At 40.8% G+C, this 26566-nt stretch carries 25 protein-coding genes; 3 read left to right on the plus strand and 22 right to left on the minus strand.

Going from position 1 to position 26566, the window contains the following annotated elements; genetic code table 11:
* Nucleotides 1–188: 188 nt before the first annotated feature.
* The 9 genes from mprA to nrdH all read right to left on the minus strand — a co-directional run bounded on the left by mprA (nucleotide 189) and on the right by nrdH (nucleotide 10667).
* A complete protein-coding gene (mprA, locus tag M1F25_RS06255; RefSeq protein WP_004257124.1) occupies nucleotides 189–704 on the minus strand; it encodes a transcriptional repressor MprA in 516 nt (171 codons plus the stop codon).
* Between the two features lie 661 nt (nucleotides 705–1365).
* Nucleotides 1366–2565 (minus strand): MFS transporter, encoded by a 1200-nt coding sequence (locus M1F25_RS06260; RefSeq protein ID WP_004257121.1) that lies wholly within the window; start codon nucleotides 2563–2565, stop codon nucleotides 1366–1368.
* A 131-nt stretch (nucleotides 2566–2696) separates the two neighbouring features.
* Entirely contained in the window at nucleotides 2697–3692 is a 996-nt protein-coding gene (gene proX / locus M1F25_RS06265) for a glycine betaine/L-proline ABC transporter substrate-binding protein ProX (protein WP_112307281.1), read from the minus strand.
* 102 nt (nucleotides 3693–3794) lie between these two features.
* Complete coding sequence (proW, locus tag M1F25_RS06270) at nucleotides 3795–4970, minus strand: glycine betaine/L-proline ABC transporter permease ProW (RefSeq protein ID WP_004257114.1); 1176 nt, start codon at nucleotides 4968–4970, stop codon at nucleotides 3795–3797.
* On the minus strand, nucleotides 4963–6162 hold the full coding sequence (proV, locus tag M1F25_RS06275; protein WP_004257111.1) for a glycine betaine/L-proline ABC transporter ATP-binding protein ProV: 1200 nt from the start codon (nucleotides 6160–6162) through the stop codon (nucleotides 4963–4965). The genes proW and proV overlap by 8 nt, the downstream gene beginning before the upstream one ends.
* 727 nt (nucleotides 6163–6889) lie before the next feature.
* A complete protein-coding gene (nrdF, locus tag M1F25_RS06280) occupies nucleotides 6890–7861 on the minus strand; it encodes a class 1b ribonucleoside-diphosphate reductase subunit beta (RefSeq protein ID WP_112307280.1) in 972 nt (323 codons plus the stop codon).
* Nucleotides 7862–7873: 12 nt separating this feature from the next.
* Nucleotides 7874–10006 (minus strand): class 1b ribonucleoside-diphosphate reductase subunit alpha, encoded by a 2133-nt coding sequence (gene nrdE / locus M1F25_RS06285; RefSeq protein WP_181489474.1) that lies wholly within the window; start codon nucleotides 10004–10006, stop codon nucleotides 7874–7876.
* 11 nt (nucleotides 10007–10017) lie between these two features.
* Nucleotides 10018–10431: a class Ib ribonucleoside-diphosphate reductase assembly flavoprotein NrdI gene (gene nrdI / locus M1F25_RS06290; protein ID WP_004257105.1), complete on the minus strand. Its 414-nt coding sequence runs from the start codon at nucleotides 10429–10431 to the stop codon at nucleotides 10018–10020.
* A gap of 8 nt (nucleotides 10432–10439) precedes the next feature.
* On the minus strand, nucleotides 10440–10667 hold the full coding sequence (gene nrdH, locus M1F25_RS06295) for a glutaredoxin-like protein NrdH (RefSeq protein WP_036957963.1): 228 nt from the start codon (nucleotides 10665–10667) through the stop codon (nucleotides 10440–10442).
* Between the two features lie 288 nt (nucleotides 10668–10955).
* On the opposite strand from nrdH, the gene M1F25_RS06300 reads away from it, so the two are divergent.
* Nucleotides 10956–11414: a methylated-DNA--[protein]-cysteine S-methyltransferase gene (locus M1F25_RS06300; protein ID WP_004257101.1), complete on the plus strand. Its 459-nt coding sequence runs from the start codon at nucleotides 10956–10958 to the stop codon at nucleotides 11412–11414.
* 216 nt (nucleotides 11415–11630) lie between these two features.
* Nucleotides 11631–11840, plus strand: coding sequence for a transcription antiterminator/RNA stability regulator CspE (gene cspE, locus M1F25_RS06305; protein ID WP_004257099.1), 210 nt, complete (start codon nucleotides 11631–11633; stop codon nucleotides 11838–11840).
* A 143-nt stretch (nucleotides 11841–11983) separates the two neighbouring features.
* Here the strand turns inward: cspE and lipA are convergent, their stop codons facing one another.
* The 9 genes from lipA to rsfS all read right to left on the minus strand — a co-directional run bounded on the left by lipA (nucleotide 11984) and on the right by rsfS (nucleotide 20575).
* Nucleotides 11984–12949, minus strand: a complete 966-nt coding sequence (gene lipA, locus M1F25_RS06310; protein WP_004257088.1) for a lipoyl synthase — start codon at nucleotides 12947–12949, stop codon at nucleotides 11984–11986.
* 123 nt (nucleotides 12950–13072) lie between these two features.
* On the minus strand, nucleotides 13073–13687 hold the full coding sequence (lipB, locus tag M1F25_RS06315) for a lipoyl(octanoyl) transferase LipB (protein ID WP_071585879.1): 615 nt from the start codon (nucleotides 13685–13687) through the stop codon (nucleotides 13073–13075).
* A 230-nt stretch (nucleotides 13688–13917) separates the two neighbouring features.
* A complete protein-coding gene (ybeD, locus tag M1F25_RS06320; protein ID WP_004257083.1) occupies nucleotides 13918–14181 on the minus strand; it encodes a DUF493 family protein YbeD in 264 nt (87 codons plus the stop codon).
* Nucleotides 14182–14331: 150 nt separating this feature from the next.
* The gene (dacA, locus tag M1F25_RS06325) at nucleotides 14332–15543 is read right to left on the minus strand and encodes a D-alanyl-D-alanine carboxypeptidase DacA (RefSeq protein WP_094961795.1); all 1212 of its coding nucleotides are present in this window, start codon (nucleotides 15541–15543) and stop codon (nucleotides 14332–14334) included.
* 172 nt (nucleotides 15544–15715) lie between these two features.
* Entirely contained in the window at nucleotides 15716–16690 is a 975-nt protein-coding gene (rlpA, locus tag M1F25_RS06330) for an endolytic peptidoglycan transglycosylase RlpA (protein WP_036957957.1), read from the minus strand.
* 13 nt (nucleotides 16691–16703) lie between these two features.
* A complete protein-coding gene (gene mrdB / locus M1F25_RS06335) occupies nucleotides 16704–17816 on the minus strand; it encodes a peptidoglycan glycosyltransferase MrdB (RefSeq protein ID WP_004257071.1) in 1113 nt (370 codons plus the stop codon).
* Nucleotides 17817–17853: 37 nt separating this feature from the next.
* Nucleotides 17854–19743 (minus strand): peptidoglycan DD-transpeptidase MrdA, encoded by a 1890-nt coding sequence (gene mrdA / locus M1F25_RS06340; RefSeq protein ID WP_181489475.1) that lies wholly within the window; start codon nucleotides 19741–19743, stop codon nucleotides 17854–17856.
* A gap of 32 nt (nucleotides 19744–19775) precedes the next feature.
* Complete coding sequence (rlmH, locus tag M1F25_RS06345) at nucleotides 19776–20246, minus strand: 23S rRNA (pseudouridine(1915)-N(3))-methyltransferase RlmH (protein WP_036957956.1); 471 nt, start codon at nucleotides 20244–20246, stop codon at nucleotides 19776–19778.
* A gap of 2 nt (nucleotides 20247–20248) precedes the next feature.
* Nucleotides 20249–20575: a ribosome silencing factor gene (gene rsfS / locus M1F25_RS06350; RefSeq protein WP_004257063.1), complete on the minus strand. Its 327-nt coding sequence runs from the start codon at nucleotides 20573–20575 to the stop codon at nucleotides 20249–20251.
* A gap of 263 nt (nucleotides 20576–20838) precedes the next feature.
* Between rsfS and M1F25_RS06355 the strand changes: the two genes are divergently transcribed.
* On the plus strand, nucleotides 20839–21564 hold the full coding sequence (locus M1F25_RS06355; RefSeq protein WP_181489476.1) for a YbgA family protein: 726 nt from the start codon (nucleotides 20839–20841) through the stop codon (nucleotides 21562–21564).
* On the opposite strand, the gene nadD is transcribed toward M1F25_RS06355, so the two are convergent.
* Genes nadD through leuS form a run of 4 tightly spaced genes read right to left on the minus strand, consistent with a single transcriptional unit; the run spans nucleotide 21552 to nucleotide 26393 of the window.
* Nucleotides 21552–22217 carry a nicotinate-nucleotide adenylyltransferase gene (gene nadD / locus M1F25_RS06360; RefSeq protein ID WP_181489477.1) on the minus strand — a complete coding sequence of 222 codons (666 nt, stop codon included), beginning with the start codon at nucleotides 22215–22217 and terminating at the stop codon, nucleotides 21552–21554. The genes M1F25_RS06355 and nadD overlap by 13 nt on opposite strands.
* A complete protein-coding gene (gene holA, locus M1F25_RS06365; RefSeq protein ID WP_004257053.1) occupies nucleotides 22210–23241 on the minus strand; it encodes a DNA polymerase III subunit delta in 1032 nt (343 codons plus the stop codon). The genes nadD and holA overlap by 8 nt, the downstream gene beginning before the upstream one ends.
* Complete coding sequence (gene lptE / locus M1F25_RS06370; protein ID WP_096864959.1) at nucleotides 23241–23780, minus strand: LPS assembly lipoprotein LptE; 540 nt, start codon at nucleotides 23778–23780, stop codon at nucleotides 23241–23243. Before lptE ends, holA begins: the two co-directional genes overlap by 1 nt.
* 30 nt (nucleotides 23781–23810) lie before the next feature.
* Nucleotides 23811–26393 carry a leucine--tRNA ligase gene (gene leuS / locus M1F25_RS06375; RefSeq protein WP_004257043.1) on the minus strand — a complete coding sequence of 861 codons (2583 nt, stop codon included), beginning with the start codon at nucleotides 26391–26393 and terminating at the stop codon, nucleotides 23811–23813.
* Between the last annotated feature and the right edge of the window lie 173 nt (nucleotides 26394–26566).

Consider the following 26566-nt stretch of genomic DNA (forward strand, 5'->3'; position numbering starts at 1 on the left):
GGATCACGGTTGTTTCCAGTAGTTAGGTAATAACCACTGGAAACTGAGACTACAAATGATTTTGCTGTTTGATGGGATATCGTAAAGCATAAGGGTGAAAGGATAATGAAATATTATGGGCTGAAAAGTTTTTTTTCACCTTTGAGCTTAAGAATGGCTCAAATACATTAACCTTACAAATGTTATGGTCAATCTTTTATAGTATCCAGTTTTGTCAGTAATTTACGCATCAGCGTGTTAAGCTGTTGTTTCTCATCAGCATCTAAAACAGACCAAATATCAATTAATGCGCTGTGTTGAGGTGGTAATAGGCCATTTAAAAACTCCGTCCCTTTTTCTGTGAGGTGTAGATGAAGGCAACGTCTATCGTTGTGACTTTCTTTGCGCTCAATCCAACCATTTTTTTCCAGTTCATCTGCAATTCGTGTTGCATTGGTTCGTGAGGAACCAAGAGCCGCACTGAGTTCAGATGGCTGAATACTGCGGGAGTCTTTTGTATCAAGGATCATAAGTGCCATAAACAGGGTTTCATTAATACCTTGAGACCTTAACATATTATTTCGTGTTTCAAGTAACTTCCCATGAACATGCATGCATAGGCGTGTCAGTAGGATTTCTTGATACGGAATAGGACTTTCATGTGAATCTTGTTGTTCTACACGAGCATTGAGTAGCTCTTCAGTTGGTGTAAATGAACTTTCCATTATTGGGATACCTTATTAGTTTCAGTTGGTAAGATTACAACTGTCATCAACCACCTAAATGGTATATTAAAAGATAGAATTAGCAATTATACTTAATTAATATCGCCGATTTTATTTTGATAATAATACATGATTCATAAATTTTATGAATGTAATTTACCTATTTTTGTATAGCAGGCTGACCTTTTTACACTGATAGTGTCATTTTTGGTTATAAAACAACCAAGCCAATGCTTAATTAAAGGTTAATTTCAATCATACAAAACAATATATAATCACACGACATTAACTCAATACCATTTTTTTTGTTACCCAATAATTACAACTTAGATAGATATTTTTAATGGATAGGTGTAATTACTTATTTTTGTATAATTTAAACATTATCTGATATAGCAATAATTTGATTTATTAACAGTTATACTACCTTTTCATAGAGTCATTGTATTTGTTTAACTGTGTCATTCCCTAATATTTACTTTGTTTACTATTACGGTTGATAATTATTGGCCTTATGATGAACTGTTTATTTATTCAATATTCAACAGATTTGATGGGTAAAATTGAGTCACATAAGTTTAATGTATTATGAGATTTTATATGTTTATGTGATCTCGAAAATTTTCATCATAAAATGTATTGATACAGATATCAGTTATGTTTAGTCATCAGTTGTGGTGATGATGGGATCATAGCGAATACCGATAGCCCAAATAATTAAACTTAGAGTGGTTAAGATTGCACCTGCAATCGCAACTCCCTCCCAACCCGCGTGTTCATAGGCATAGCCTGAAAGTAGAGATCCTAGTGCGCCCCCAATGAAATAGCTGGTCATATAGCCTGCCGTTAGGCGGTTACGAGCTTCAGGTAATATTCGATATAACGTACTCTGACTGGTGACATGGACGGCTTGTACTGCAAGGTCTAGCACCAAAATACCAATGATAAATGCGACCAGGGAATATTTCGCTAAACCGATGGGTATCCAGGATAATAGTAATAACACCAACCCAATAGTTGTAATGAGCTTTCCTTTGCCTTTATCGACAAGATGCCCTGCTTGGGAGGCCATAATGGCACCTGCGGCACCGACTAAGCCAAATAAACCTATAGTCCCTTCGGAATAATTGAATGGCGGACTGGCTAATAAGAAAGCCATTGCGGTCCACAGTAAACCAAAATTGGCAAATGATAATGCACCGAGAGAAGCGCGTACCGCAAGCACTGGAGTGCCGAAAAATAACCGGCCAATAGAACCAATGAGCTGGAAGTAGTTTAAGTTAGCTTTTTGATGGTAACGGGGGAGTTTAATGGCTAGAACAATCATTAACAGCATCAATAATGCAAAGGCCACCCAATAGATCGCTCTCCAGCCACCGACCATAGCAACAGCACCTGAAACCGTTCTTGCAAGTAAAATGCCCAGCAATAACCCACTCATAATCATTCCTACCGCTTTACCACGTTTATGAGGCTTAGCAATAGATGCTGCTAGTGGGATCAGGACTTGTGCAACAACTGAAAATAGTCCAGTAAGGGCGGTACCTAAAAGGATTTGCCAAATATTATTTGAAAGCGCTGTAATTAATAGCCCTAATGCCGAAAGAAAGGTCATCGTTAAAATTAAACGCTTGCGTTCAAACAAATCTCCCAACGGGACTAAAAAAAGTAAACCTGCCGCATAACCCAGTTGGGCTGCGGTGACAATAAACCCAGCCATATTAGTGGTTAAATTAAACTGCCCCGCAATGGTGTCTAAAAGCGGTTGAGCATAGTAATTACTGGCAACGACAAGACCTGTGGCAATGGCCATTAAAATAGTGAGGCCCGTTGTTAGCTCTGCAGTTTGGGTCTGTTTCATGAGGATTACCTATTATTAGCTAGGCGTCTACTATAAACAAAATTTATTACCTTGGTTTATTTCTTTTTGTCATTGATGTAAAAAAGCCACCGGCTAGGGTGGCTAAAGTGACTTAATCGAGCTGTTTATACTTACTTAGCGGCTTCTTGTGCTTCTTTTACCCAGCTATCAAAAGTGGATTGATGGGCTTTGATCCAAGCATTTGTGTGGCGCTGAATATCCGATTGAGACGCTTCACCATTATGCATTCTTAAGTTTTGCGCGTTAATATCGGCAATAGGTAGTTTCATTACTTCAAATAATTTTGCTGCAGCAGGGTTATCTGCAGCCCATTTTTTATTGGCGACAATATGCATGGTATTTGGTGGGAAACCATAGTTTTTTCCGTTAGGTAATGTGGTGTCTGTTTTTTCACCGTTTGGCATTGATGAGAATGGCACTTCTAACCAAACTACATCACGGCCCGGCTTGAGGACATCACTTATCCAATAAGGCGTCCACGTATAATATAAAATAGGCTTACCTTCTTTATATCGGGTAATGGTATCTGCCATCATTGCCGCGTAGTTCCCTTGGTTATGGTCAACCGTTTTTTCTAAGTCATAGGCTTTTAAATGGTTATTGATGGCTGCTTCACAGCCCCAACCGGGGTTACATCCCGTTAAATCAGCTTTACCATTACCATTTGAATCAAAGAGTTTGGCAATTTTAGGGTCTTTGAGTTGTTCAACATTGGTAATCTTGTATTTTTCAGCGGTTTTTTTGTCGATGAGGTAGCCTTGAGCCGCATTGACAACATAATTACCTTGACGATAGAACACATTATCACCACCAGCGGCGTCATATTGCGCATTATGTAAAGGAACCCAGCTGGTGGCTAAGTAAGTCGCATCACCGTTCGCAATTGATGCGTAAGCGACATTATAGTCGACTTCTTTGATCGGTTGGACATCATAGCCGAGCTCTTCAAGGGCTTTCGCAACAATCAGTGTTTGGAATGTCTCCTCACTGATCGTACTTTGCACAGGGTTAATTTTTACCCCTTTACCTGGCAGGTTGTTAGCACCTGCAAATGGGACGGTAAACATGGCTGTTAGTGCAGATGCAAGAATGATTTTATGTTTCATTATATTGTTCCCTCTGTTTTTTCGCAGCGAGCTTGGCTTTAAAGTTAAGAGCCAAGTTAGGTGCCACGTGAGTGGCACTTAGGTGAATGGAGGATGTTCTGATTAATGGTTTTTTTTACAAAATGGGCGCATGACTAGCCCAATAGGGCCTTTTTGATACCAACGACATGATGTTTTGCCGCGAGTATCTTGCCCTAAAGATTGGGTAAAACGGTCTAAGATGATAGCCAGAATAACAATACCGACCCCTCCGACAGACGCGAGACCCATATCAAGGCGGCCAATACCCCGTAAGACCATCTGGCCTAAGCCTCCGACTGCAATCATTGAGGCGATAACGACCATCGACAGTGCTAACATCAAGGTTTGGTTCACCCCGGCCATAATGGTTGGCATTGCCAATGGCAATTGCACTTTAAACAGCATTTGGCGAGGGCTTGCACCGAATGATTCAGCGGCTTCAATTAAGTCAGCTGGGACTTGTTTGATCCCTAAAATGGTCAAACGAATGATTGGCGGTAAAGCAAATATAATGGTGACGACGACACCAGGCACATTACCGATACCAAATAACATAACAATCGGGACTAAATAGACGAATGCAGGTGTGGTTTGCATCGCATCAAGTAATGGGCGAATAATCTTAGCGGCTCTATCACTACGTGCCAACCAAATACCCAGTGGTAGTCCTATCACAATACAAAACAGTAAAGATGTGAGCACTAGAGATAGTGTCACCATCGCTTCTGACCAAGCACCAATCGCCCCGATGGCTATCATCGAAATAAATGTGGCCACACCCATTGCGCGTCCGGCTAATTGCCAAGTGAGTAATGCGAAAATAATAATGGCAACAGGAGCTGGTAGTGATGTAAGAAATTGTTCAAACCCGCTCAGAATGAAATCAATGGGGGCGCGTATTCCTTGGAATACAGGACGAAAGTTGAGAACAACCCAATCGATAGCATGCGTAACCCATGAATCAAGGGGGATCAGTGTGTGTTGGAAGGGGTCCATAATATTAAACTGATCGGGCACGATGCTATCAGTCGGTGCGGCATCAAGCCAATCACTCGAACTGGTATCAGCAGGTGTTGTTGTGTCTGATGCATTGCCCCAAGGATCATCCGCAGAGGTATTTGTCTCGCTAGAGCTTGTCGCTGCCCATGGGTCATCAGCTGGTGTATTTTCAGTACCTTGTGTTGGTGTCTCAGTGACTTCAGTATCAGCCCATGGATCTTGCTGGTTCGTCGTTGTTTCTTGATTTTGCTTACTCATTTGGTGTCTCCTTATCCAGCGCTTGTAACAGCATTCCTTTTGAAATCACGCCTAAATACCGGTTTTTTTCGTTAATAACCGGAACGGCGCAAGGGGCTTGTGCTACTGTAGAAATAACTTCATTTAAGGATGTATCACCTTGAATTGGTTCGATATCAGTTAAAATTGCGGCTTCTATACCTGCTTTTTCGTGAAGCGCTTTTTCTAAGGATTCAACAGAAACTACTCCGGCAAAGGTATGTCCTCGGGAAATTAAATAACCGTGATAGCGATCTTCATCATTAAGGACTTTTAGCGCGGAACGGGGACCAAAACCCGGTGCGATGTGTAATAGGGCATTTGGCCGCCTACGCGCGATGTCCTTAGCGCTGAATACTTGGCTGATATCCACACCGCGGAAAAAGGTCTTAACATAATCATTCGCTGGATTATTGAGAATTTCATCAGGCGTACCAACTTGAACGACAACGCCTCCTTGCATAATGGCAATGCGGTCACCAATTCTCATGGCTTCATCAAGATCATGAGAAATAAAGACAATAGTGCGTTGTTTATCTCCTTGTAAGGATAGCAGTTCATCTTGCATTTCAGTACGAATTAATGGGTCAAGGGCTGAGAACGCTTCGTCCATTAATAAAATATCAGGGTCATTGGCTAGCGCTCTGGCTAACCCGATACGCTGACGCATCCCACCCGAGAGCTCATCTGGGTATGAATTCGCCCATTTTTCAAGATTAACTTGCTCAAGTGCATTCATGGCTTTCTTATGGCGCTCTTCTTTTGGAATACCAGAAAGTTCCATACCAAAAGCGGTGTTATCAATGACGTTCATATGTGGCATCAATGCAAAGGATTGAAACACCATACTAATTTTTGTTCGCCTAACTTCGCGCAATGCTTTGTCAGAGATATTGGAAATATCCTCTCCATCTATCATGACTTGCCCGCTAGTAGGTTCTATCAGGCGATTGAGGAGGCGCACCAAGGTAGATTTTCCTGAACCAGAAAGTCCCATGACAACAAAGATTTCGCCTTCTTCAATCGTCAGATTAACATCTTGAACACCTACGGTTAGGCCTGTTTTTTCAAAGATATCATCTTTATTCATACCTGATTCTAATAGCTTAAATGCTTGATCAGGATTGTCCCCAAATATTTTATATAAGTTTTTAACTTGTAATTTTATTGCCATATATTATTTACCCAATTTTCAATCAATAAGGAAAATGAATTACCTGTATTGAGAGTGATGAATTCTATAGTGATAGTTAACACTATGTTTCCTAACTATGATTATCCTTTGAAAATTATTAGGGCATAGATTCCTGTATTTAGTTTAATTGATTAGCTAATTATGGATTAAATTCAAATTCCTCCGTTTGAGTTATTAGTAAAATTTGCAAGCAATAAACCCTAGCATAATAAAATCAGCTGGCAACCCTAGGTTAAGTATAATTAATCAAAAAAGTTAGAGGTGAAAAATGATTTTATTAATATAAATAAAAGTGTCATTGAGCTATAGGATGATAATTTTTATGATTTCCATATCAAAGTTAACTTACTGGTGAGGTTGAATTTATTCAAAAATAATACACTTTGCTTTTATTAATATGGGGACTACTGATTTTATTTAATTTTTAGGTGGATAGATGTTGAACTGATGGATGAAAAAATTGAATTTAATAGCCTATTGATTAATCAAATTAATGAAAAATGAAGTGAAACTTGATTGAATTGAAATTAATGGCCAGATTAACTCATTAAAAATGAGTAATTAAACAGATATACATATAAAAAACGAATAAATCAGTCTATTTTTTGAACCAAAAAATACCATGATGAATAAAATCATTATAATTCATCATGGTATGGTTTTTGTTGTGAATGATGTTTATCAATAAGCTAAATTAAAGCTTTGGTTAAAAGTCCCAGTCATCATCTTCGGTACTGACTGCTTTACCAATAATATAAGATGAACCAGAGCCCGAAAAGAAATCATGATTTTCATTTGCATCAGGAGATAAAGCAGATAATATCGCAGCACTGACATCGGTGACCGTATCAGGAAATAAGGCTTCATAACCTAAATTCATTAATGCTTTATTCGCATTATAATGAAGGAATTTTTTGACATCTTCTGACCAACCAACTGTGTCATAAAGCTCTTGTGTATATTTTACTTCATTTTCATATAAATCGAATAATAATGAAAAAGAAAAATCCTTAATTTCTTTCTGAGTATTCTCATCATATTGTGCTAATGATTTTTGAAATTTATAGCCAATATAATAGCCATGTATGGCCTCATCACGAATAATTAAGCGTATAAGATCTGCGGTATTGGTTAATTTGCCTCTACTTGACCAATACATTGGTAAATAAAAACCTGAATAAAATAGAAATGATTCTAAAAAGACACTTGCTATTTTTTTCTTTAAAGGATGTGAATCACAATAATAAGATAGGATGATCTTAGCTTTATTTTGTAATGCATTGTTTTCTTCACTCCAGCGGTATGCATCATCGACATCAACCGTTGAGCAGAGTGTTGAAAATATTGAACTATAAGAGCGGGCATGTACTGCTTCCATAAAGCTAATATTCGACAAAACCGCTTCTTCATGGGGGGTTTGAGCATCTGGCATTAAGCAAGGTGCACCGACCGTATTTTGAATCGTATCTAGCAGGGTAAGACCAGTAAATACACGTATCGTCAACTGTTTTTCTGCAGCAGTTAGGGTATTCCAAGACGGAATATCATTAGATAATGGCACTTTTTCTGGAAGCCAAAAATTGCTTGTTAATCGGTTCCATACTTCTAAGTCTTTATCATCCTGAATACGGTTCCAGTTAATGGCTTTTACTGGTGTGTTAGATGCGCTGGTGGTCATAATATTTTCCTATTACAAAGTGCAAGATACGCAGCCTTCGACTTCAGTTCCTTCGAGGGCAGTTTGGCGTAATCGGATGTAATACAATGTCTTGATTCCTTTTCGCCAGGCATATATTTGCGCTCGGTTAATATCTCGTGTGGTGGCATCATCTTTAAAAAATAGAGTCAAAGATAAACCTTGGTCAACGTGCTGAGTTGCCATGGCATAAGTATCAATAATTTTTTCAGGGCCGATTTGGTAAGCATCTTGGTAATATTCTAAGTTTTCATTCGTCATGAAAGGAGCAGGGTAGTAGACACGACCAATTTTACCTTCTTTACGAATTTCAATTCGTGAAACAATCGGGTGAATGCTTGATGTTGAATTATTGATATAAGAAATGGACCCAGTAGGAGGTATTGCTTGCAAGTTTTGGTTATAAATCCCATAGGTAATGACAGACTGCTTTAAAGCTTGCCAATCTTCACGAGTTGGAATTTCGATACCCGAACGTCGGAATAATTCCTGAACGGTTTGTGTTTTTGGTAGCCAAATATTGTTGATATATTTATCAAAATAATCACCAGAGGCATAGGTTGAATGTTCAAAACCAACAAATGCAGTTTTTCTTTCGATGGCTAATTGGTTTGAAGTTTTTAATGCGTAATAGGTGACCGCATAAAAATAGATATTGGTGAAATCGAGCGCTTCTTCTGAGCCGTAATAAATATGCTCCCTTGCCAAGTAGCCATGTAAATTCATTTGACCTAACCCAATCGCATGCGATTGTCGGTTACCTTCAGCAATGGAAGGGACAGAGCGAATATCGCTCATATCGGAAACTGCGCTCAATGCTCTAACAGCTGCAGCTATTGATTGGGCGAAATCCGGTGAATCCATTGTTTTAGCAATATTCATGGAGCCTAAATTACAGCTAATATCTTTACCAATTTGTTGATAGCTCAAATCGTCTTCATAAACGCTAGGGCGATTAACTTGCAGTATTTCTGAGCACAGATTGCTCATATTTATGCGCCCTGCGATAGGGTTAGCTCGGTTGGCAGTATCTTCAAATAAAATATACGGATATCCAGATTCAAACTGGATCTCCGCTAAAGTTTGGAAAAATTCCCGAGCATTAATTTTGTATTTTTTTATCGCTTTGTTATTGACCATCTCATGGTATTTGTCTGTAACGCTAATTTCAGACATAGGAACCCCATAGATGCGCTCAATATCATAAGGAGAGAACAAATACATGTCCTGGTTATCTTTCGCTAGCTGGAAAGTAATATCGGGGATAACGACCCCTAAAGAAAGTGTTTTAATCCGTATTTTTTCATCTGCATTTTCACGCTTAGTATCAAGAAAACGCATAATATCAGGGTGATGAGCATGCAAATAGACGGCACCGGCGCCTTGCCTTGCACCTAATTGGTTGGCATAAGAAAATGCATCTTCTAACATTTTCATGACAGGAACAACACCAGAAGACTGGTTTTCAATCAGTTTTATTGGGGCGCCTTGTTCCCGCAAATTGGTCATTAGAAAGGCGACTCCGCCACCTCGTTTGGATAGCTGCAAAGCCGAATTCACAGAGCGGCCAATAGATTCCATGTTGTCTTCGATTCTTAAAAGAAAACAAGAGATTAGCTCACCGCGTTGTTTTTTACCGCAGTTAAGGAAGGTGGGAGTTGCAGGTTGGAAACGACCTGTAATAATTTCATCGACATACAATTTAGCAAGAGATTCACTCCCTTGCGCAAGCGTTAAAGCAACCATACAAACGCGATCTTCATAGCGTTCGAGATAGCGTTTGCCATCAAAAGTTTTCAGCGTATAGCTCGTGTAATATTTAAAGGCACCGAGAAACGTTTGAAAACGGAATTTATGAGCGTATGCCTGTTTAAATAGTGCTTTGATAAATTCAAAGTCATATTGTTCTAATACACTGTTTTCGTAATAATTTTCTTGTGCTAAAAAGTCTAATTTTTCTTTTAAATCATGGAAAAATACGGTGTTTTGGTTCACATGCTGTCGAAAATAGTGGTGAGCCGCTTCTTTGTCTTTATCAAATTGAATACGGCCTTCATTATCATATAAATTCAACATCGCATTGAGCGCATGATAATCCACATCTGATATATTTTGCATTTTATCCATTTGGAATAACTCTAGTTGTTTGTACGTTGCCAAAACGTTTTTAGGCCTTGTTGAACGGACTGAACATCTTTATCAGTACCAAGAAGTTCAAAACGATATAGGTAGGGGACATGGCATTTTTGCGCAATGATATTTCCAGCTATCGCATAGGCATCACCAAAATTGGTATTACCCGCAGCAATAACACCGCGGATAAGTGTGCGGTTGACTTCAATATTAAGAAATTGGATCACCTCTTTTGGGACAGCACCTTTGCTACCACCACCACCGTAGGTCGGCAGTAATAAAACATAAGGTTTTGTCGCAATTAGACTATTTTCGTGGCTTCCAATAGGCAACCGCGTTGCTGGGACACCTAGCTTTTCAATAAAGCGATGGCAATTTCCTGAGCGACTTGAAAAATAGATGAGTGATTCCGTTTTCATAACACCACCTAAGCGGCTAATAAGCTAATCATGTCTGGTCGAAAACCTGCCCAATGTTTGTCTCCCGCAATAACAACGGGAACTTGCTGGTAGCCTAATTTTCTGACTAATTCAAGAGCTTGGCTGTCTTCAGTAAGGTCAATGATTTGGTAGGAAATAGATTTGCGATCTAAGGCTTGATAAGTTGCATTACACTGAACGCAGTTAGGTTTACTATAAATGGTAATCTCAGCCATGTTATTTACCTTTTGAATGTTTAATAGCAGTAAAAATAAGGTGCGTGAGATACAAATACTATATATAGATTTTTAACTTATCAACCACACAATATGTAGTGAATAGAAAATATTGAATGATAATTATTCTAATTATTAGCTAGGTGGTTATTAACATTGAAAATAAAAAAGTATGGTATTGGATGATTCAGATAGACTCTCTAAGAAAAAAGATCATTGCAAAGTGGAAATAATTTACTCTATAACTGTATATACAATCAGGTAATTGAGTCCTTTTGAGGAGATACTATGTACCATCAATATTTAGCAACACCGGATAAATTTCCTAAACCGTGGATACATATTACGGCTGATGATGACGGAATAACGAGCCTCTATTTTGTGGATGAAAAAACAGAAAAAGAAACGAAGAATGAGCACTCCAAGCTTTGTGTGAAAGAATTAAAGGAATATTTTAATCATAAAAGAACCGTTTTTACGGTTGCATTAAATCCACAAGGAACAGAATTTCAGAAAAAAGTGTGGAAACATCTTTGTGGGATCCCTTACGGGGAGCGATGGAGCTATAAAGATTTGGCGTTAAAGTTAGGCTCCGTAAATTATTGTCGTGCGGTCGGTATGGCAAACTCACGTAATCCAATCTCATTAATTGTTCCTTGTCATCGCGTACTTGGGCATGATGGAAAATTAGTGGGGTATACAGGAGGCTTAGATATTAAAGATTGGTTACTTTTGCATGAGAAGTAAACACTGAATAATTAGTTATAGGCAATACTATTAGTTGTAATAATTACTATTGATAAGAATTATTGTCGAAATCAGAACCTATTCTATCGATAAATAATATTTTTTTATCTTTTTAGTCCATTTTCGTGATCTAGGTTGTAGACAAGTAACTGAGAAATCTGATGTACTGAGCTTGATACAGATGGTGTGTCTATTTTATTTTAAAGGTAATATTTGATGTCTAAAGTTAAAGGTAACGTTAAGTGGTTCAACGAATCTAAAGGTTTTGGTTTTATCACTCCAGAAGATGGTAGCAAAGATGTATTTGTTCACTTTTCTGCGATTATGGGCGATGGTTTTAAAACCTTAGCTGAAGGCCAAAAAGTGGAATTTGAAATTACTGAAGGTGCTAAAGGCCCATCTGCTGCTAACGTTATTCCTCTGTAATTTTTATAATTAAGATTAAAACGAACAGCTGAAAACTCGCCCTAGCTATCTAGGGCGAGTTTTTTTATCTATAAAAATAAAAAAGGCCTGATATAAACCAGACCTTTTCATCTATAAATTATCTATAAATTAAACAGTTGAGATTATTTAACTTCTTCGCCTTTAGCTTGTAAATCGGCATGATAAGAAGAGCGAACGAATGGGCCACAGGCTGCGTGAGTGAAGCCCATTGCCATGGCTTCTTCTTTCATTTCATCGAACTCAGCAGGGCTGACGTAGCGTTTGACGGGTAAGTGATGGCGACTTGGTTGTAAGTATTGGCCTAGTGTAAGCATCGTTACACCATGACGACGTAAGTCGCGCATAACCTCAATAATTTCTTCATTGGTTTCACCAAGACCGACCATTAACCCCGATTTAGTTGGGATATTTGGATGTGCTTCTTTAAATTTTTCGAGTAATTTTAAAGACCATTCATAGTTAGCGCCAGGGCGAACTTGGCGGTAAACACGTGGCACATTTTCAAGATTATGGTTAAACACATCAGGTGGTGTTGCAGTTAAAATCTCTAATGCGCGATCCATACGGCCGCGGAAGTCAGGAACCAGCGTTTCTATTTTAATTGATGGGCTTTTTTCACGAATAGCACTAATGCAATCAGCAAAATGCTGTGCTCCACCATCACGTAGGTCATCACGGTCAACAGACGTAATGACGACATAGCGTAGCGCCATATCTTTAATAGTTTGCGCTAATTTTTCGGGCTCGTTGGCATCTGGTGCATTTGGGCGACCATGGGCAACATCACAGAATGGGCAGCGGCGGGTACAAATAGCGCCCAAAATCATAAAGGTCGCGGTACCATGGTTAAAACACTCAGAAAGGTTAGGACATGATGCCTCTTCACATACAGAGTGTAAGCCATTTTTGCGCATGGCTGCTTTAATGCCTTGAATACGAGTGGAATCAGCAGGAAGCCTAATTTTCATCCAGTCAGGTTTACGTAGAATTTCTTCTCGTTCAGTCACAACGTTTTTGACAGGGATCAGCGCCATTTTGTCGGCGTCACGATATTTAATTCCGCGTTCTATCTGAATTGGTTTACTCATAATATGACGGTTCCAGTTATCTTTTATGCTGATGGATAAGTGATAATTCTAAATAAAACCGAATGGAGACTGTTATCCATTCATTAAAATATTTTTTAAAAATGTTAAAAAATTATAGCATTATTATTGAACAATATGAAATCCTAGTGTGTCACAGAATTGGCGAATTAGCACAGGCTGAACATCGGAAACTGATACTTTGGGAGCAAGATTACTCATTTGAGTCATCTTTAATTCACTGTAACCACAAGGATTAATACGATTAAAGGGTTCAAGATCCATATCAATATTCAATGCGAGGCCATGAAAAGAACAGCCTTTCCTTATGCGTAATCCGAGGGAGCAAATTTTGTCGCCATTAACATAGACACCGGGAGCATCAGGGCGAGGATACGCTGCAATATTAAAATGGGCAAGGGTATTTACGACGGTATTTTCTAATGCGGTAACTAGCTCACGAACACCAATTTTATTGCGTTTTAGATCGAGCATAACATACATCACTTGTTGCCCTGGCCCATGATAGGTAACTTGGCCGCCTCTATCACTTTGGATAACAGGGATATCACCAGGGGCAAGAACGTGCTCCGCTTTTCCGGCTTGGCCTTGGGTAAATACGCGAGGATGTTCAACTAGCCAAATTTCATCATGGGTTTCTGGCGTACGGTGTTCTGTGAATTGGTGCATCGCATCAGAAACAGTTTGATAAGGAGCAAGGCCAAGTTGGCGTATGGTTATACATCTATCTGACAAAATTTAGGTGTCCACGTTGTCTTTATCGTTGCGGGCAGTATAACGCCTATGTTTGCCATACTTCAAGTTAACATACGACTGGATGCTTGCATAAAATGTGATTTAGATTGGAAACAAATGTTATTTAGGAGTGAATATATTGCATTTTAACGTAGGGCATAAAAATGAAAAAGGCCGAATAGCAGTAGACTATTCGGCCTTTGATAACTTGTTGTTTAAAGTACAACTTTCACTAACTCTAATGCACCTAACTCAGTATACAAGGTTTCAACTTGTTCAATATGAGTTGCATTGATAGTAATAGAAACTGAGTGATAATTGCCTTTGCTACTTGGTTTTACGTCTGGGCTATAGTCACCTGGCGCATGACGCTGTACCACTTCAATCACTTGATCAACCAGTTCAGGCTGTGCCAAGCCCATCACTTTGTAGGTTAATGGGCATGGGAACTCAAGCAGTTCACCTAATTTCGTTTTCATGGGCACTCCTAATTTTTAAATTGGGCTGCTGGCTGAAAAAGATTGGCTGGTATTAAACCAGCCAATGAGATGTATTCATCCAACAAACATTTCGGTACTTATCTATTTCGATATTTACTATATGGGGACGACTTATTTTAGTTTCAAGTCTTAACCAAACCAGCGATGAAAGAGTAATTTTATGTAGTCAATTAACCGACTGAAAAAACCACCTTCTTCAACATCTTTTAACACTGCTAAAGGGTGCTGTTCGATGATTTTACCATCAAGTTGGAAGCTAATTGTCCCTACTTGTTGGCCTTTGGTTAATGGTGCTTCTAGTTCAGTTGTCGTTAATTCATAGCTGGCTTTTAAATCTTTTAAGCGGCCTCGTGGGATAGTGAGGTATAAATCTTCGGTCACACCTAATTTTACTTCATTTTCATCACCAAACCAGACTGGCACACTGGCAAAATCCACATTGGCTTGTAATGGTTTAACGGTTTCATAAAAGCGGAAACCGTAAGTGAGTAATTTTTTACTTTCGGCATCACGGCCTTTGCTACTTTTCCCCCCCATAACAACGGAGATCAGGCGCATGTCACCTTCAGTTGCTGATGCGACAAGGTTATAGCCCGCGGCATTAGTATGGCCTGTTTTGATGCCATCAACAGCTAAGCTCTTATCCCACAACAGCCCATTGCGGTTTGTTTGACGGATGTTGTTAAAGGTAAACTCTTTCTCTTTATAAATTGCGTATTCTTCAGGCACATCACGTACTAGCGCTTGCCCAATAAGAGCCATATCACGTGCTGAACTATATTGGCCCTCAGCATCTAACCCATGAACAGTTTGAAAATGGGTATTTTTCAGCCCTAATTTGTTCACGTAACCATTCATTAGCTGAACAAAGTTGGCTTGGTCACCCGCAATATAGTCGGCCATTGCAACACAGGCATCATTACCTGATTGCAAGTTAATGCCACGAGTTAACTGAGAAACGCTAACACGATCGCCTGGTTTTAAGAACATCAATGATGAGCCTTTAAATACTGGGTTACCAGTAGCCCACGCATCATTTCCAACCGTGACAATATCATTTTCACCAATTTTGCCTGACTTAATTGCCTGACCGATAACATAGCTGGTCATCATTTTTGTCAAACTCGCCGGATCACGGCGTTGGTCAGCATTACTTTCAGCGAGAACTTTGCCTGAATTATAATCAATTAAGATATAAGCTTCTGCATCAATAGCGGGCGCTGCAGGAATTGATGTATTTGGGAAGGTTTCATTAGCGTTCGCAATGTTAGCAGTCATAAGAAGGAGTGCGGAACCCAGCACAGTATGACGCACGATGCGTGATGGAGCGACATTATTCATGGTTTTACCATTACATCCGAAATTCGGTTAACACAAGGAGGCGCAGTTTAGCAAAAGAACGGGATAAGAAAAAAGTGACTTTTGCGCTGTACCAATGATTTTTTTGTCAGTTGAATATTGCCTGTATTTAGGTTGCCCAAAATATGATTGAGCAACCTAAAGTTACATAGCTCTATGGTGCAACGACCATTGACGATTGGTTTTTTTCAGACTGCAAACGGCCTTGAACCTCAACAGCTTGTTGCCTTGTACTAAATGGCCCTAGCTGTACTCGGTAAATACCATTATAGGGTTGTAGACGGCCTGGAACATTAAATTGTGTTTTCAACTCATTCAGCATATTTTGCGCGTTGGCTTGGCTACTAATGGCACCAGCTTGAACAAGAAAACCACGCTCTGGAACCGGTTCTTCAGCTACAACGGCTGCAGGTGGCGGTGTTGGTGTTTGCAGGTTCATGTCTGGCATAGTAGGCTGCATCGGTTCTTTGGGCTGCTGAACTGGCAATGTATTTTCCGGAGTTGGCAAGTTTTCCATCACAGGGGTGCCCATTGGGCCAGAACCTAATTGTGGGCGTCCCGGTAAAGCATAGCTCTGTTTCACAAAGTTAGAACCTACTGTTCCTGTCCCTGATAAGGAGCCATCTTGGGCAACTTGAATGGCATCAATTTTAATTTTTGTCGTAGGCATTAAATTCAGGCGGTCAGCGGTAGCTCTTGAAACAGCAATACTTTTACCTGGAACATAAGGCCCGCGGTCATTAACACGAACAACCATCATGCGGCCATTCATCATATTGGTGATACGTACATAACTTGGGATTGGCAAAGTCGGGTGAGCCGCTGTTAATTCCACTGGGTTAACGCGTTCCCCAATCGCAGTCATATTACCTGCAGACTCAGCACCATAAATGGATGCATAACCCACTTGGCTAAATTGTGATGGGTCACGTACGATTTGGTATTGTTGACCATTACGTGAGTAATCATTATTTGCGGTTGGATGATACGGCTCATAATGAGGCTCTGCACCTAATACATCTTGAGTGGGTACATTGGTTGGCACTTGGGCTGGTTGTTTAACTTCATCTGTCACACAGCCACTGAGTAGCGCGGCTGTGACGCCAAGCATTATCCATTGTAAACGCATACTAAGCCTCATTTTATAAACTTTTAGAAAGGAATTTTCGGTGTGTATGTATCGACATGATAATACCGAATCCAGCCATTAAAACAATCAATGCGGAGCCCCCATAACTCACTAAAGGGAGGGGGACACCAACCACAGGTAATATACCACTGACCATACCGATATTCACAAATACATAGACAAAAAGGATTAAGATCAAGCCGCCAACCATAACTCGACCAAAGGTATTTTGTGCGCTAGCAGCAATATAAAGCCCGCGAATAATCAGTAAAAGGTATAGGCCAAGTAAAATGAGCACCCCAACTAAGCCAAGTTCCTCTGCTAACACAGCAAAAATAAAGTCGGTATGTCTTTCTGGCAAAAATTCAAGCTGTGATTGCGTGCCATGTAGCCAACCTTTCCCCATTAACCCACCAGAACCAATTGCAATTTTTGACTGGATAATATGGTAACCAGCCCCTAATGGATCAGTTTCTGGGTCTAATAACATCATGACACGGGCTCTTTGGTAGCCATGCATTAAAAAGAACCACAGCAGGGGAATGAAGGCCGCGAGCGCAATCGCTGCAACAGTAATAAGCCGCCAACTCATTCCTGCAAGGAACAAAACGAACAAGCCTGAAGCTGCAACTAAAATTGAAGTACCAAGGTCTGGTTGCGCCGCCACCAATAATGTGGGTACAAAAATCAATACTAGTGCAATTACGGTATTTTTGAATGAAGGAGGGCACAGGTCTCGGTTCATAAAACGAGCGACCATTAAAGGGACGGCAATTTTTGCAATTTCAGAGGGTTGGAACCGAATGAACCCTAAGTCTAGCCAACGCTGAGCCCCTTTACTTATCTGCCCAAAGACATCAACAAAAACCAGTAAAATAACGCAGAAGATAAACAGGTGAGGTGCCCAGTTTTCATACATTCTAGGGGGGATCTGCGCCATCACTATCATGACGACGAAGCCTGTCGCTATCTGCCCTAATTTACGCTCCATCATTTCAGGATCTTGGCCGCTAGCACTCCACATAATAAATGCGCTGTATGCAAGCAACGCGATAATAATTAGCAGCATAGGCACATCTATATGCAGACGTGTGGATAACGAAATTTTTTTCTTATCGTCTGTCATATTCTTTATAGCTCATTGTTATTCATGGAATTGCGCATCAGCGATCTTCTCCTGCATTGGTTGCTGACACTGCGACTTCGGTTCGGTTATCACCAAGAAGAACGTGGTCAAATATTTGCCGCACAATATCACCGACTGCTGGGCCTACGCCCCCATTTTCTAAAATAATCGCAACGGCAATAGTGGGTTTATCATACGGAGCATAAGCAATCATTAACTTGTGGTCGCGCAAGTGCTCTGCCAGCTTACTGGCGTTATAGGTTTCATAGCTGAAGACTTGTGCGGTACCGGATTTCGCAGCTGCTTTATATGGTGTGCCAATGAAACTGCGGCGGCCAGTACCATTTGGTGCATTGGCTACACCGTACATTCCATGCTTAGCTAGTTCCCAAAAACCTGAGTTAATATCGCCGATTTGTTTGGTTTCTTTGTCTTCATAAGGCACCATGGCATTACCCAACTTTGTGCCGTAGAGTAAATGAGGGGTCTTAACTTGACCATCATTTATTAATGTCATCAATGCTTTTGACATTTGAATTGGAGTTGCTGTCCAATAGCCTTGTCCTATCCCAACAGGGATCGTATCACCTTGATACCAAGGTTTTTTATAGCGTTTTTGTTTCCATTCACGGGTTGGCATGATGCCAGAGCGCTCTTCAGCCAGGTCAATACCCGTATAATTGCCAAAACCAAAACGGCTCATCCACTCAGAAATACGATCAATTCCCATATCATAAGCGACTTGGTAGAAGAAGGTATCCGCAGATTCAATAATGGATTTCGATACGTTAAGTTTACCGTGCCCCCAACGCTTCCAGTCGCGGTAGCGTTTTTCTGAACCCGGTAATTGCCACCAACCAGGATCAAAAATAGTCGTATTTGGCGTGATTACTTTTTCACTTAATGCGGCAACAGAAATAAAGGGTTTTACTGTTGATGCAGGGGGGTAAAGCCCTTGAGTTGTCCGGTTAATCAACGGCCTATCAGGGTTATTTAATAACGCTTGATAATCTTTATTTGAGATACCGTTAACAAACAAGTTAGAGTCATAACTTGGATTAGACACCAGAGCCAAAATTTCGCCATTACGTGGGTCAGTGACCACAACGGCAGCACGGCTAGTGGTTAACAGTTTTTCGATATAAATCTGTAATTCGAGGTCAATGGTAAGGTAGATATCCCGACCAGCTTGCGGTGGTTGTTCATGAAGTTGGCGAATAACACGACCACGGCTATTCACTTCAACTTCTTCATAACCTGTTTTGCCGTGTAAGATGTCTTCATAATAACGTTCAATACCTAATTTACCGATATCGTGGCTAGCGGCATAATTGGGTAATAAACCTTCTTTATCAAGACGTTCAACATCTTTGTCATTAATTTTTGCCACATAGCCAATCACATGGGTTAGTGCAGAACCGTATGGGTAAGAACGACGTTGGTAGCTTTTGACCTCTAAACCAGGAAAACGGTACTGGTTAACAGCAAAACGAGCGACTTGGACTTCGTTAAGCTGTGTTTTTAGTGCAATAGAGGTAAACCGACGTGAGCGCTTACGCTCTTTTTCAAAATTAGTGATGTCTTCGTCAGTTAAATCGACCACACTACGAAGATTATCTAAGGTTTCTTGTAGATTACTGACTTTTTCGGGCACGATTTCTAACTGGTAAAACGTGCTATTAAGTGCGAGTTGGGTTCCTCGACGGTCATAAATAATCCCACGGCTTGGTGCAATAGGCACCAATTTGATTCTGTTATCGTTTGACCGCGTTTGGTAATCTTCATGACGGACAATTTGTAAGTGATACAAATTCGTCACAAGAATAGACGTTAAAATGACAATCACACCGAAGGCGATAAGCGCTCGGCGGATAAACAAAACTGATTCAGCGGTATGGTCGCGAAAAGGGGTGCGTTGTGTTTTCATCCCATTGCCATTTTGAACATATTTAAACCTGACTATTCCCTGTGATAAGGGTGGTTAGTCGTAATACTCCATGCGCGATAAAGACTTTCAGCAACAAGGACACGAACCAGTGGATGGGGCAGCGTAAGTGGTGAAAGCGACCAGCTTTGCTCCGCGGCTGCTTTGCAAGCGGGTGAAAGACCCTCGGGACCACCGATTAATAAACTAACATTACGGCCATCTTGTTTCCATTTATCGAGCTGTACGGCAAGTTTTGGGGTATCCCAACGATCCCCTGGAATATCCAAAGTGACGATGCGATTTCCTTTACCTACAGCTGCGAGCATTAATTCGCCTTCTTTTTCTAGAATGCGCTTTATATCTGCATTTTTCCCGCGTTTTCCTGCTGGAATTTCCGTTAATTCAAATGGCATATCTTTAGGAAAACGGTGGAGGTAATCCATAAAGCCGGTCTGGACCCAGTCCGGCATTTTTGTTCCAACGGCGATGAGCTGTAATTTCAAACTCAGCTCCAAAGCTTTTCTAATTCATACATACGACGACTTTCTTCTTGCATAATATGAACAATGGCATCGCCAAGGTCGACGACAATCCAATCAGAAATGCCTTGCCCTTCAACACCCAATGGCATTAAACCATTTTTTCGGCAAGCTTCGATTAATCTGTCAGCGACTGACATCAAATGGCGGCTTGATGTCCCTGTACAGATGATCATCTGATCGGTAATACTTGATTTCCCTTGAACATCGATAGTAATGATATCTTCTGCTTTAGCATCATCAAGCTGATCGATAATAAATTGTTGGAGTTCAGTTCCTTGCAAAAGGTTCACCTTTTATTCAAATAAACAGAATATCACGTTAAACACTGTTTGTAGTTTGTAGATAAAATAATAGCTGATAACGAATCAAACACATTAACAGCCTTGTTATTTTACCCTAGATTTTAAGAAAAATCGGCTAAATTATTTTTTATTCATTGTGGAGTGAAATTTATAGGGATATCCGTACATTTGAGCAAGAAGTTTGTGTTAACTTTACAAAATAACTCTAGAAACTGTACTCCTGAAAAACATTTTAGGATGAGATAGGTATTATGCAAATAATTAAGCCAAAAGTTTTTATATTTGAAGGGATTAATCATCTTCCTGTTAATATTCATCGACAAGTGAGTTCCATGGTTGAATTTATGACGGATTTTTCCCATGAGGACAGGCAAAACAAAGTTAATGGTATTATTTGCTTTGGCCAGCAACTCCCTGAATTACAGGGGCTATTCCCTGCTAACATTCCAATATTAACCAGTGATAAACTACAAGATACAACGTTCTGGGACTGCTTTTTGACGAAATTGTATACGTTACAAAGGTTAGATGGCTTATACAACGAATTAACACATCACAACATTATTCAATTTCATAGCTGCCACAAATATCTCATTATGGCGTATTCCCCTGTTGGCTATCAGTATACAGGGCGTTTAGTGGCGAGTATTAAAAGCAGTACCGACCTTGTGTGTTTTTTTAATCAATATAAAGCTTGTTTAATGGAAATATTGGCGACAGTGCCAGCAAGAAACACGGAAGTTAATGCGCTGAGCCATATGCAAGGTTATTTCAAACACAAAGCCACGAAGGATGAGAAAAAACGCTTATTATGGCTGATTAACGACTATTTAGCGGGGAATTTTCCGTTAAACAGGCCGTTAGAGATGATGAAACAATTGCTTATTCAATACCCAGACAACTATTTAATAGAGCAAGTTATTTTTGAGCCATATCCGAATAGTTGTTCAATAAGGGAGCTCCCTTATTGCTGGTAAAGGTGATGTTGATGAATATATTGCAGAACTGCATCTGGAATTAAATCGTGACAAGAGTCGCCTGAATTTAATTTTTCGCGGATCTCTGTTGCTGAGATATTTACCAGTGGAGTATCTCCAATAAAAATATACCCATTCGCCACTTGGCTTAAGGCAATAGGGTCTGTTGTTTGATGTTCTAACAGCCAGTTTTGCATTTTAGGATCGGTAAACTGTGTGGCATATCCCGGTCGGGAACAAACCAATAAATGGCAGTTATCAAGTATCCGCTCCCAGCCGTACCATTTATTAATCGATAATAAGGAATCTTGACCAATAATAAACGCCAGAGGTTTTTCTGGCCCAATTTCTTGGCGTAATTCAACCAGTGTTTCTATCGTGTAAGAAGGGCTATTTTTCTCTAATTCACGTGTATCGATAGCAAATAAAGGCGCATTTTGAATTGCGAGTTTCACCATTTCTAAACGTTGTGATGGCGTCGCTTCTGGTTGTGGGCGATGGGGGGGAACGTGGTTAGGTAACAAGATAACTTTTTCGAGCCCAACTTGTTGAGCAAGTGCTTGCACTGGACGTAAATGGCCAAAGTGAATGGGGTCGAACGTCCCACCGAATAATGCGAGCAAGTTATGCTGTTTTGAAAATGAGTTACTCATGAATAAAATTCTCTGCAAATGCTTTACCACATAATAGCATAGACAGTGACTGCAGGTCAGGCCATGGAGAATGGCTAAAATCTTGTTTAATATTGATTTCTGCTTGCGTTAATAACATTAATGCAGATTGTAATTGATGCAATGTTAAACGTTGTAAGGCTTCCGTGAGCACACCTCGGCGGTTTTGCCACACTTTGTGTTGATCAAATAATGTCTTTAACGCGGTTGTTGCAGACTGGCGTTTTAATGTAATAAGCAACATTAGATCGCGTTGGATTGATCGCAATAAAATAACAGGCTCAATATCTTCTTGCTGCAATTGCTCTAAAATATGCCATGAACGGCGGGATTTACCCGCCAATAGGGCATCAACCCAATGGTAGGGAGTAAAATGCGCAGAGTCATTAACGGCACTCTCAACCCGAGGATAGGTGAGTTTACCATCTGGATAAAGAAGAGACAGCCGCTCAAGTGCTTGCGCCAAACCAAGTAAATTCCCTTCATAACAGTAACAAAGTAGCTGGTTAGCTTCGGTTTCTAACGAAAGCCGCATACTGTAGGCGCGTTTAGAAACCCATTGTGGTAACCGCTGATATTCAGGCGTTAGGCAGCTGATATAAATAGCATCTTGGCTAATTGCTTTAAACCAAGCACTGTTTTCTTGTGCTTTAGTGAGCTTATGACCACGTAACACAAGAAGGAGATCTGAATGCAGTAATTGCGCCAGTTGGTTCAGCTTTTCAGCCATGGCGGCATTAGGGCCATTTTCAGGCAACAACAGCGTGAGAGTTTGACGGCTAGCAAATAGGCTGAGAGCTTGGCAGAGGCTAAAAATCTCATCCCAATCAGTATTTTGCTCTAGAGAAAACGAAAAATGCTCTTCAAAGCCTTGCTCTTGTGCCGCTTTGCGGATGGCATCTTGGCTTTCTTGAAGAAGAAGGGGCTCATTGCCCCAAATTAAATAGCGGCCTCTTAGAGACTCTTGTAACGAAGAGGCCAGCTGTTCAGGGTAGATACGTGTCATTATGGTTGAGTATTCGTATCAGCCGCTTGGTTTTTTGCTTTTTCAAGTTCTGCTGAATGAACAAGCAATAATTTACGCACGATATTGCGTGCAGCTTGTTCTTGCATTTCTTGCCTTACAATTTCTTTTTCAGCATCTTTCGCCAGTGCTTCTAAAGGGTTGTCGAAGAAAGTGCGTTCAACACGGCTTTGTAAAGGATAGATAGCACCATCAGGCATTAACACTTGCACATTCATTACCAGTGTTAATTGTTTCTCTGCCGCTTTACCATCTTGATAAACGGACACAGTTTCAGTGTTCTCATTAGAACTCAGAACTTTCAAAATGGGAACACCGGCTCTTCCAGTTTCGAGAATGGTCACATTATTGAGCCGCAGTTGTTCCCTAAGCGCCCTTGTAAGGTAGCCATATGGATCACTTGAACTTAGCTGCAAAGTTCTCAGTTCCTCAGGAATTTGAGTTGTTCCTTGAAGACGAAAACCGCAACCTGCGGTGACTAGCACCGCCAGGCTCAAAAATAAAGTTATCAGATAACGCACCTGGCCTCCTTATCAGCCAACAACCTAATATTAACCTACAACAAGGTTTAGCAATTTGCCTGGGACATAGATTACTTTGCGGATGCCAACACCTTCAAGGTATTTCGCTACGCTCGGTTCATTTTTTGCCATATCTAGGACAAATTCTTGGTTTGCATCAGCCGGAACGGTGATACGACCACGAACCTTACCATTAACTTGAACGACAACCAGTTTGGTATCGTCAATCATGGCTTTTTCATCAGCAACAGGCCATTGTGCGAAATCGATGTCTGTTTGGTGACCGAGCGCTTTCCACATTTCAAAGCAAGCGTGTGGAATGATTGGTGATAACATCAGCGTGATAGCCTCAAGAGACTCTTGGACTAATGCACGGTCTTGTTCCGTTTCTTGTGGTGCACGAACTAATTTGTTCATGAATTCCATGATAGCAGCAATAGCAGTGTTGAATGCATAACGACGGCTGAAATCATCAGAGACTTTCGCGATTGTTTTGTGCAGATCACGACGTAAGTCTTTTTGTTCAGGTGTTAATGTGCTGATATCTAAAGGTGAAGTTGCACCTTTTTGTGAGTGCTCGTGTACTAAACGCCAAACGCGACGAACGAAGCGGTTAGCACCTTCAACGCTGGATTCTTGCCACTCAAGGGTTAACTCTGGTGGTGCAGCAAACATCATAAATAGGCGAACGGTATCCGCACCGTATTTTTCGACCATTAATTGTGGGTCAATACCGTTGTTTTTCGACTTAGACATTTTGCTCATACCGGTATACACCAGTTCATGGCCTTCATTATCTACGGCTTTAATAATACGGTTTTTGTCGTCACGTTCAACAATGGCGTCTGCTGGAGAAACCCAAACACGCTGACCATCGCTGCCCGTATAATAGAATGCATCAGCAAGCACCATGCCTTGGCACAGTAAGCGTTTTGCTGGTTCATCTGAGTTGACTAACCCTGCATCACGCATCAACTTATGGAAGAAGCGGAAATACATTAAGTGCATGATGGCATGTTCGATACCACCAATATATTGGTCAACCGGTAACCAGTAGTTTGCTGCCTCGGGGTCTAACATGCCGTCGTCATATTGCGGGCAGGTATAACGTGCATAGTACCAAGAAGATTCCATAAAGGTATCGAAGGTATCGGTTTCACGTAATGCAGGTTGACCGTTAATGGTCATTTTTGCCCACTCAGGGTCAGCTTTAATTGGGCTGGTAATGCCGTTCATCACGACATCTTCTGGCAAAATGACAGGTAACTGGTCTTCAGGAACAGGAACGACAGTACCATCTTCCAATGTTGCCATTGGGATTGGTGCCCCCCAGTAACGTTGACGTGAAACACCCCAGTCACGTAAGCGGTAGTTTACTTTACGTTGACCTGCACCTAGTGCGACAAGTTTATCTGAAATGGCATTGAAGCCAGCTTGGTGGTCTAATCCACTGAATTCACCTGAGTTAATCAGTGCATTTTTTTCGGTCATCGCTTCTTGGGATAAATCAGGCTCATTGCCATCAGCATCGGCAATAACTGCTTTGATGGGTAAGTTATATTTGTGAGCGAATTCCCAGTCACGTTGGTCATGGGCAGGAACGGCCATAACAGCACCAGTACCGTATTCCATTAAGACAAAGTTAGCGACCCAAATTGGCAGCTTTTCTTGGGTTAATGGATGAATAACGAATAAACCGGTTGCCATACCTTTTTTATCCATGGTTGCCATATCTGCTTCCGCAGTTTTGGTATTACGGCACTCATCAATAAATTGGGCTAATTCAGGGTTATTTGTCGCGGCTTCTTTAGCCAGAGGGTGACCTGCTGCAACAGCCACATAAGTTGCCCCCATAAAAGTATCAGGGCGAGTGGTATAGACTGTTAAGGTTTCATCACGGTCTGCAACATTGAACGTGATCTCAGTCCCTTCGGAACGACCGATCCAGTTGCGCTGCATGGTTTTGACTTGCTCTGGCCAGTCATCTAATTTGTCAAGGTCGTTGAGCAGCTCTTCTGCGTAGTCGGTAATTTTAATAAACCACTGTGGGATTTCTTTGCGCTCAACAGGGGTGTCACAACGCCAGCAGCAGCCATCAACCACTTGTTCATTCGCCAAAACAGTTAAGTCATGTGGGCACCAGTTAACCGCAGAGGTTTTTTTGTACACTAAACCTTTTTCATACAATTTAGTGAAGAACCATTGCTCCCAACGGTAATATTCAGGGGTACAAGTCGTGACTTCGCGATCCCAATCGTAACCGAAACCGAGCATTTTCAGCTGGTTTTTCATGTAATCGATATTGGCATAAGTCCAAGGCGCAGGAGCAGTATTATTTTTAACCGCAGCACCTTCAGCAGGCAGACCAAACGCATCCCAACCAATTGGTTGGAGAACGTTTTTCCCCAACAAACGTTGATAACGAGAGATAACGTCACCCATGGTGTAGTTACGTACGTGGCCCATGTGTAGTCGACCAGAAGGGTAAGGTAGCATGGACAGGCAGTAGTATTTTTCTTTGCTGTTGTCTTCAGTCACTTTGAAAGTTGCTTTTTCATCCCAGTGACGCTGTACTTTAGGCTCTATATCTTCTGGACGATATTGTTCTTGCATGGCACCGATAATCCTATGGTGAGTAAAGGCTACATTAAGTAGCATTAATGTCTTTCTTAAATTAGATCCGCATAGCATAACGGATCATACCCGAAAACAACAATGCCTTATCACAACAATCGTTGATTAGCTGAACCGATAGGGGAAGCTGGATCTTGTTTTCGGGGGGCGAA

This window comes from Providencia sp. PROV109 (assembly GCF_033681625.1).
Lineage (GTDB): Bacteria > Pseudomonadota > Gammaproteobacteria > Enterobacterales > Enterobacteriaceae > Providencia > Providencia hangzhouensis.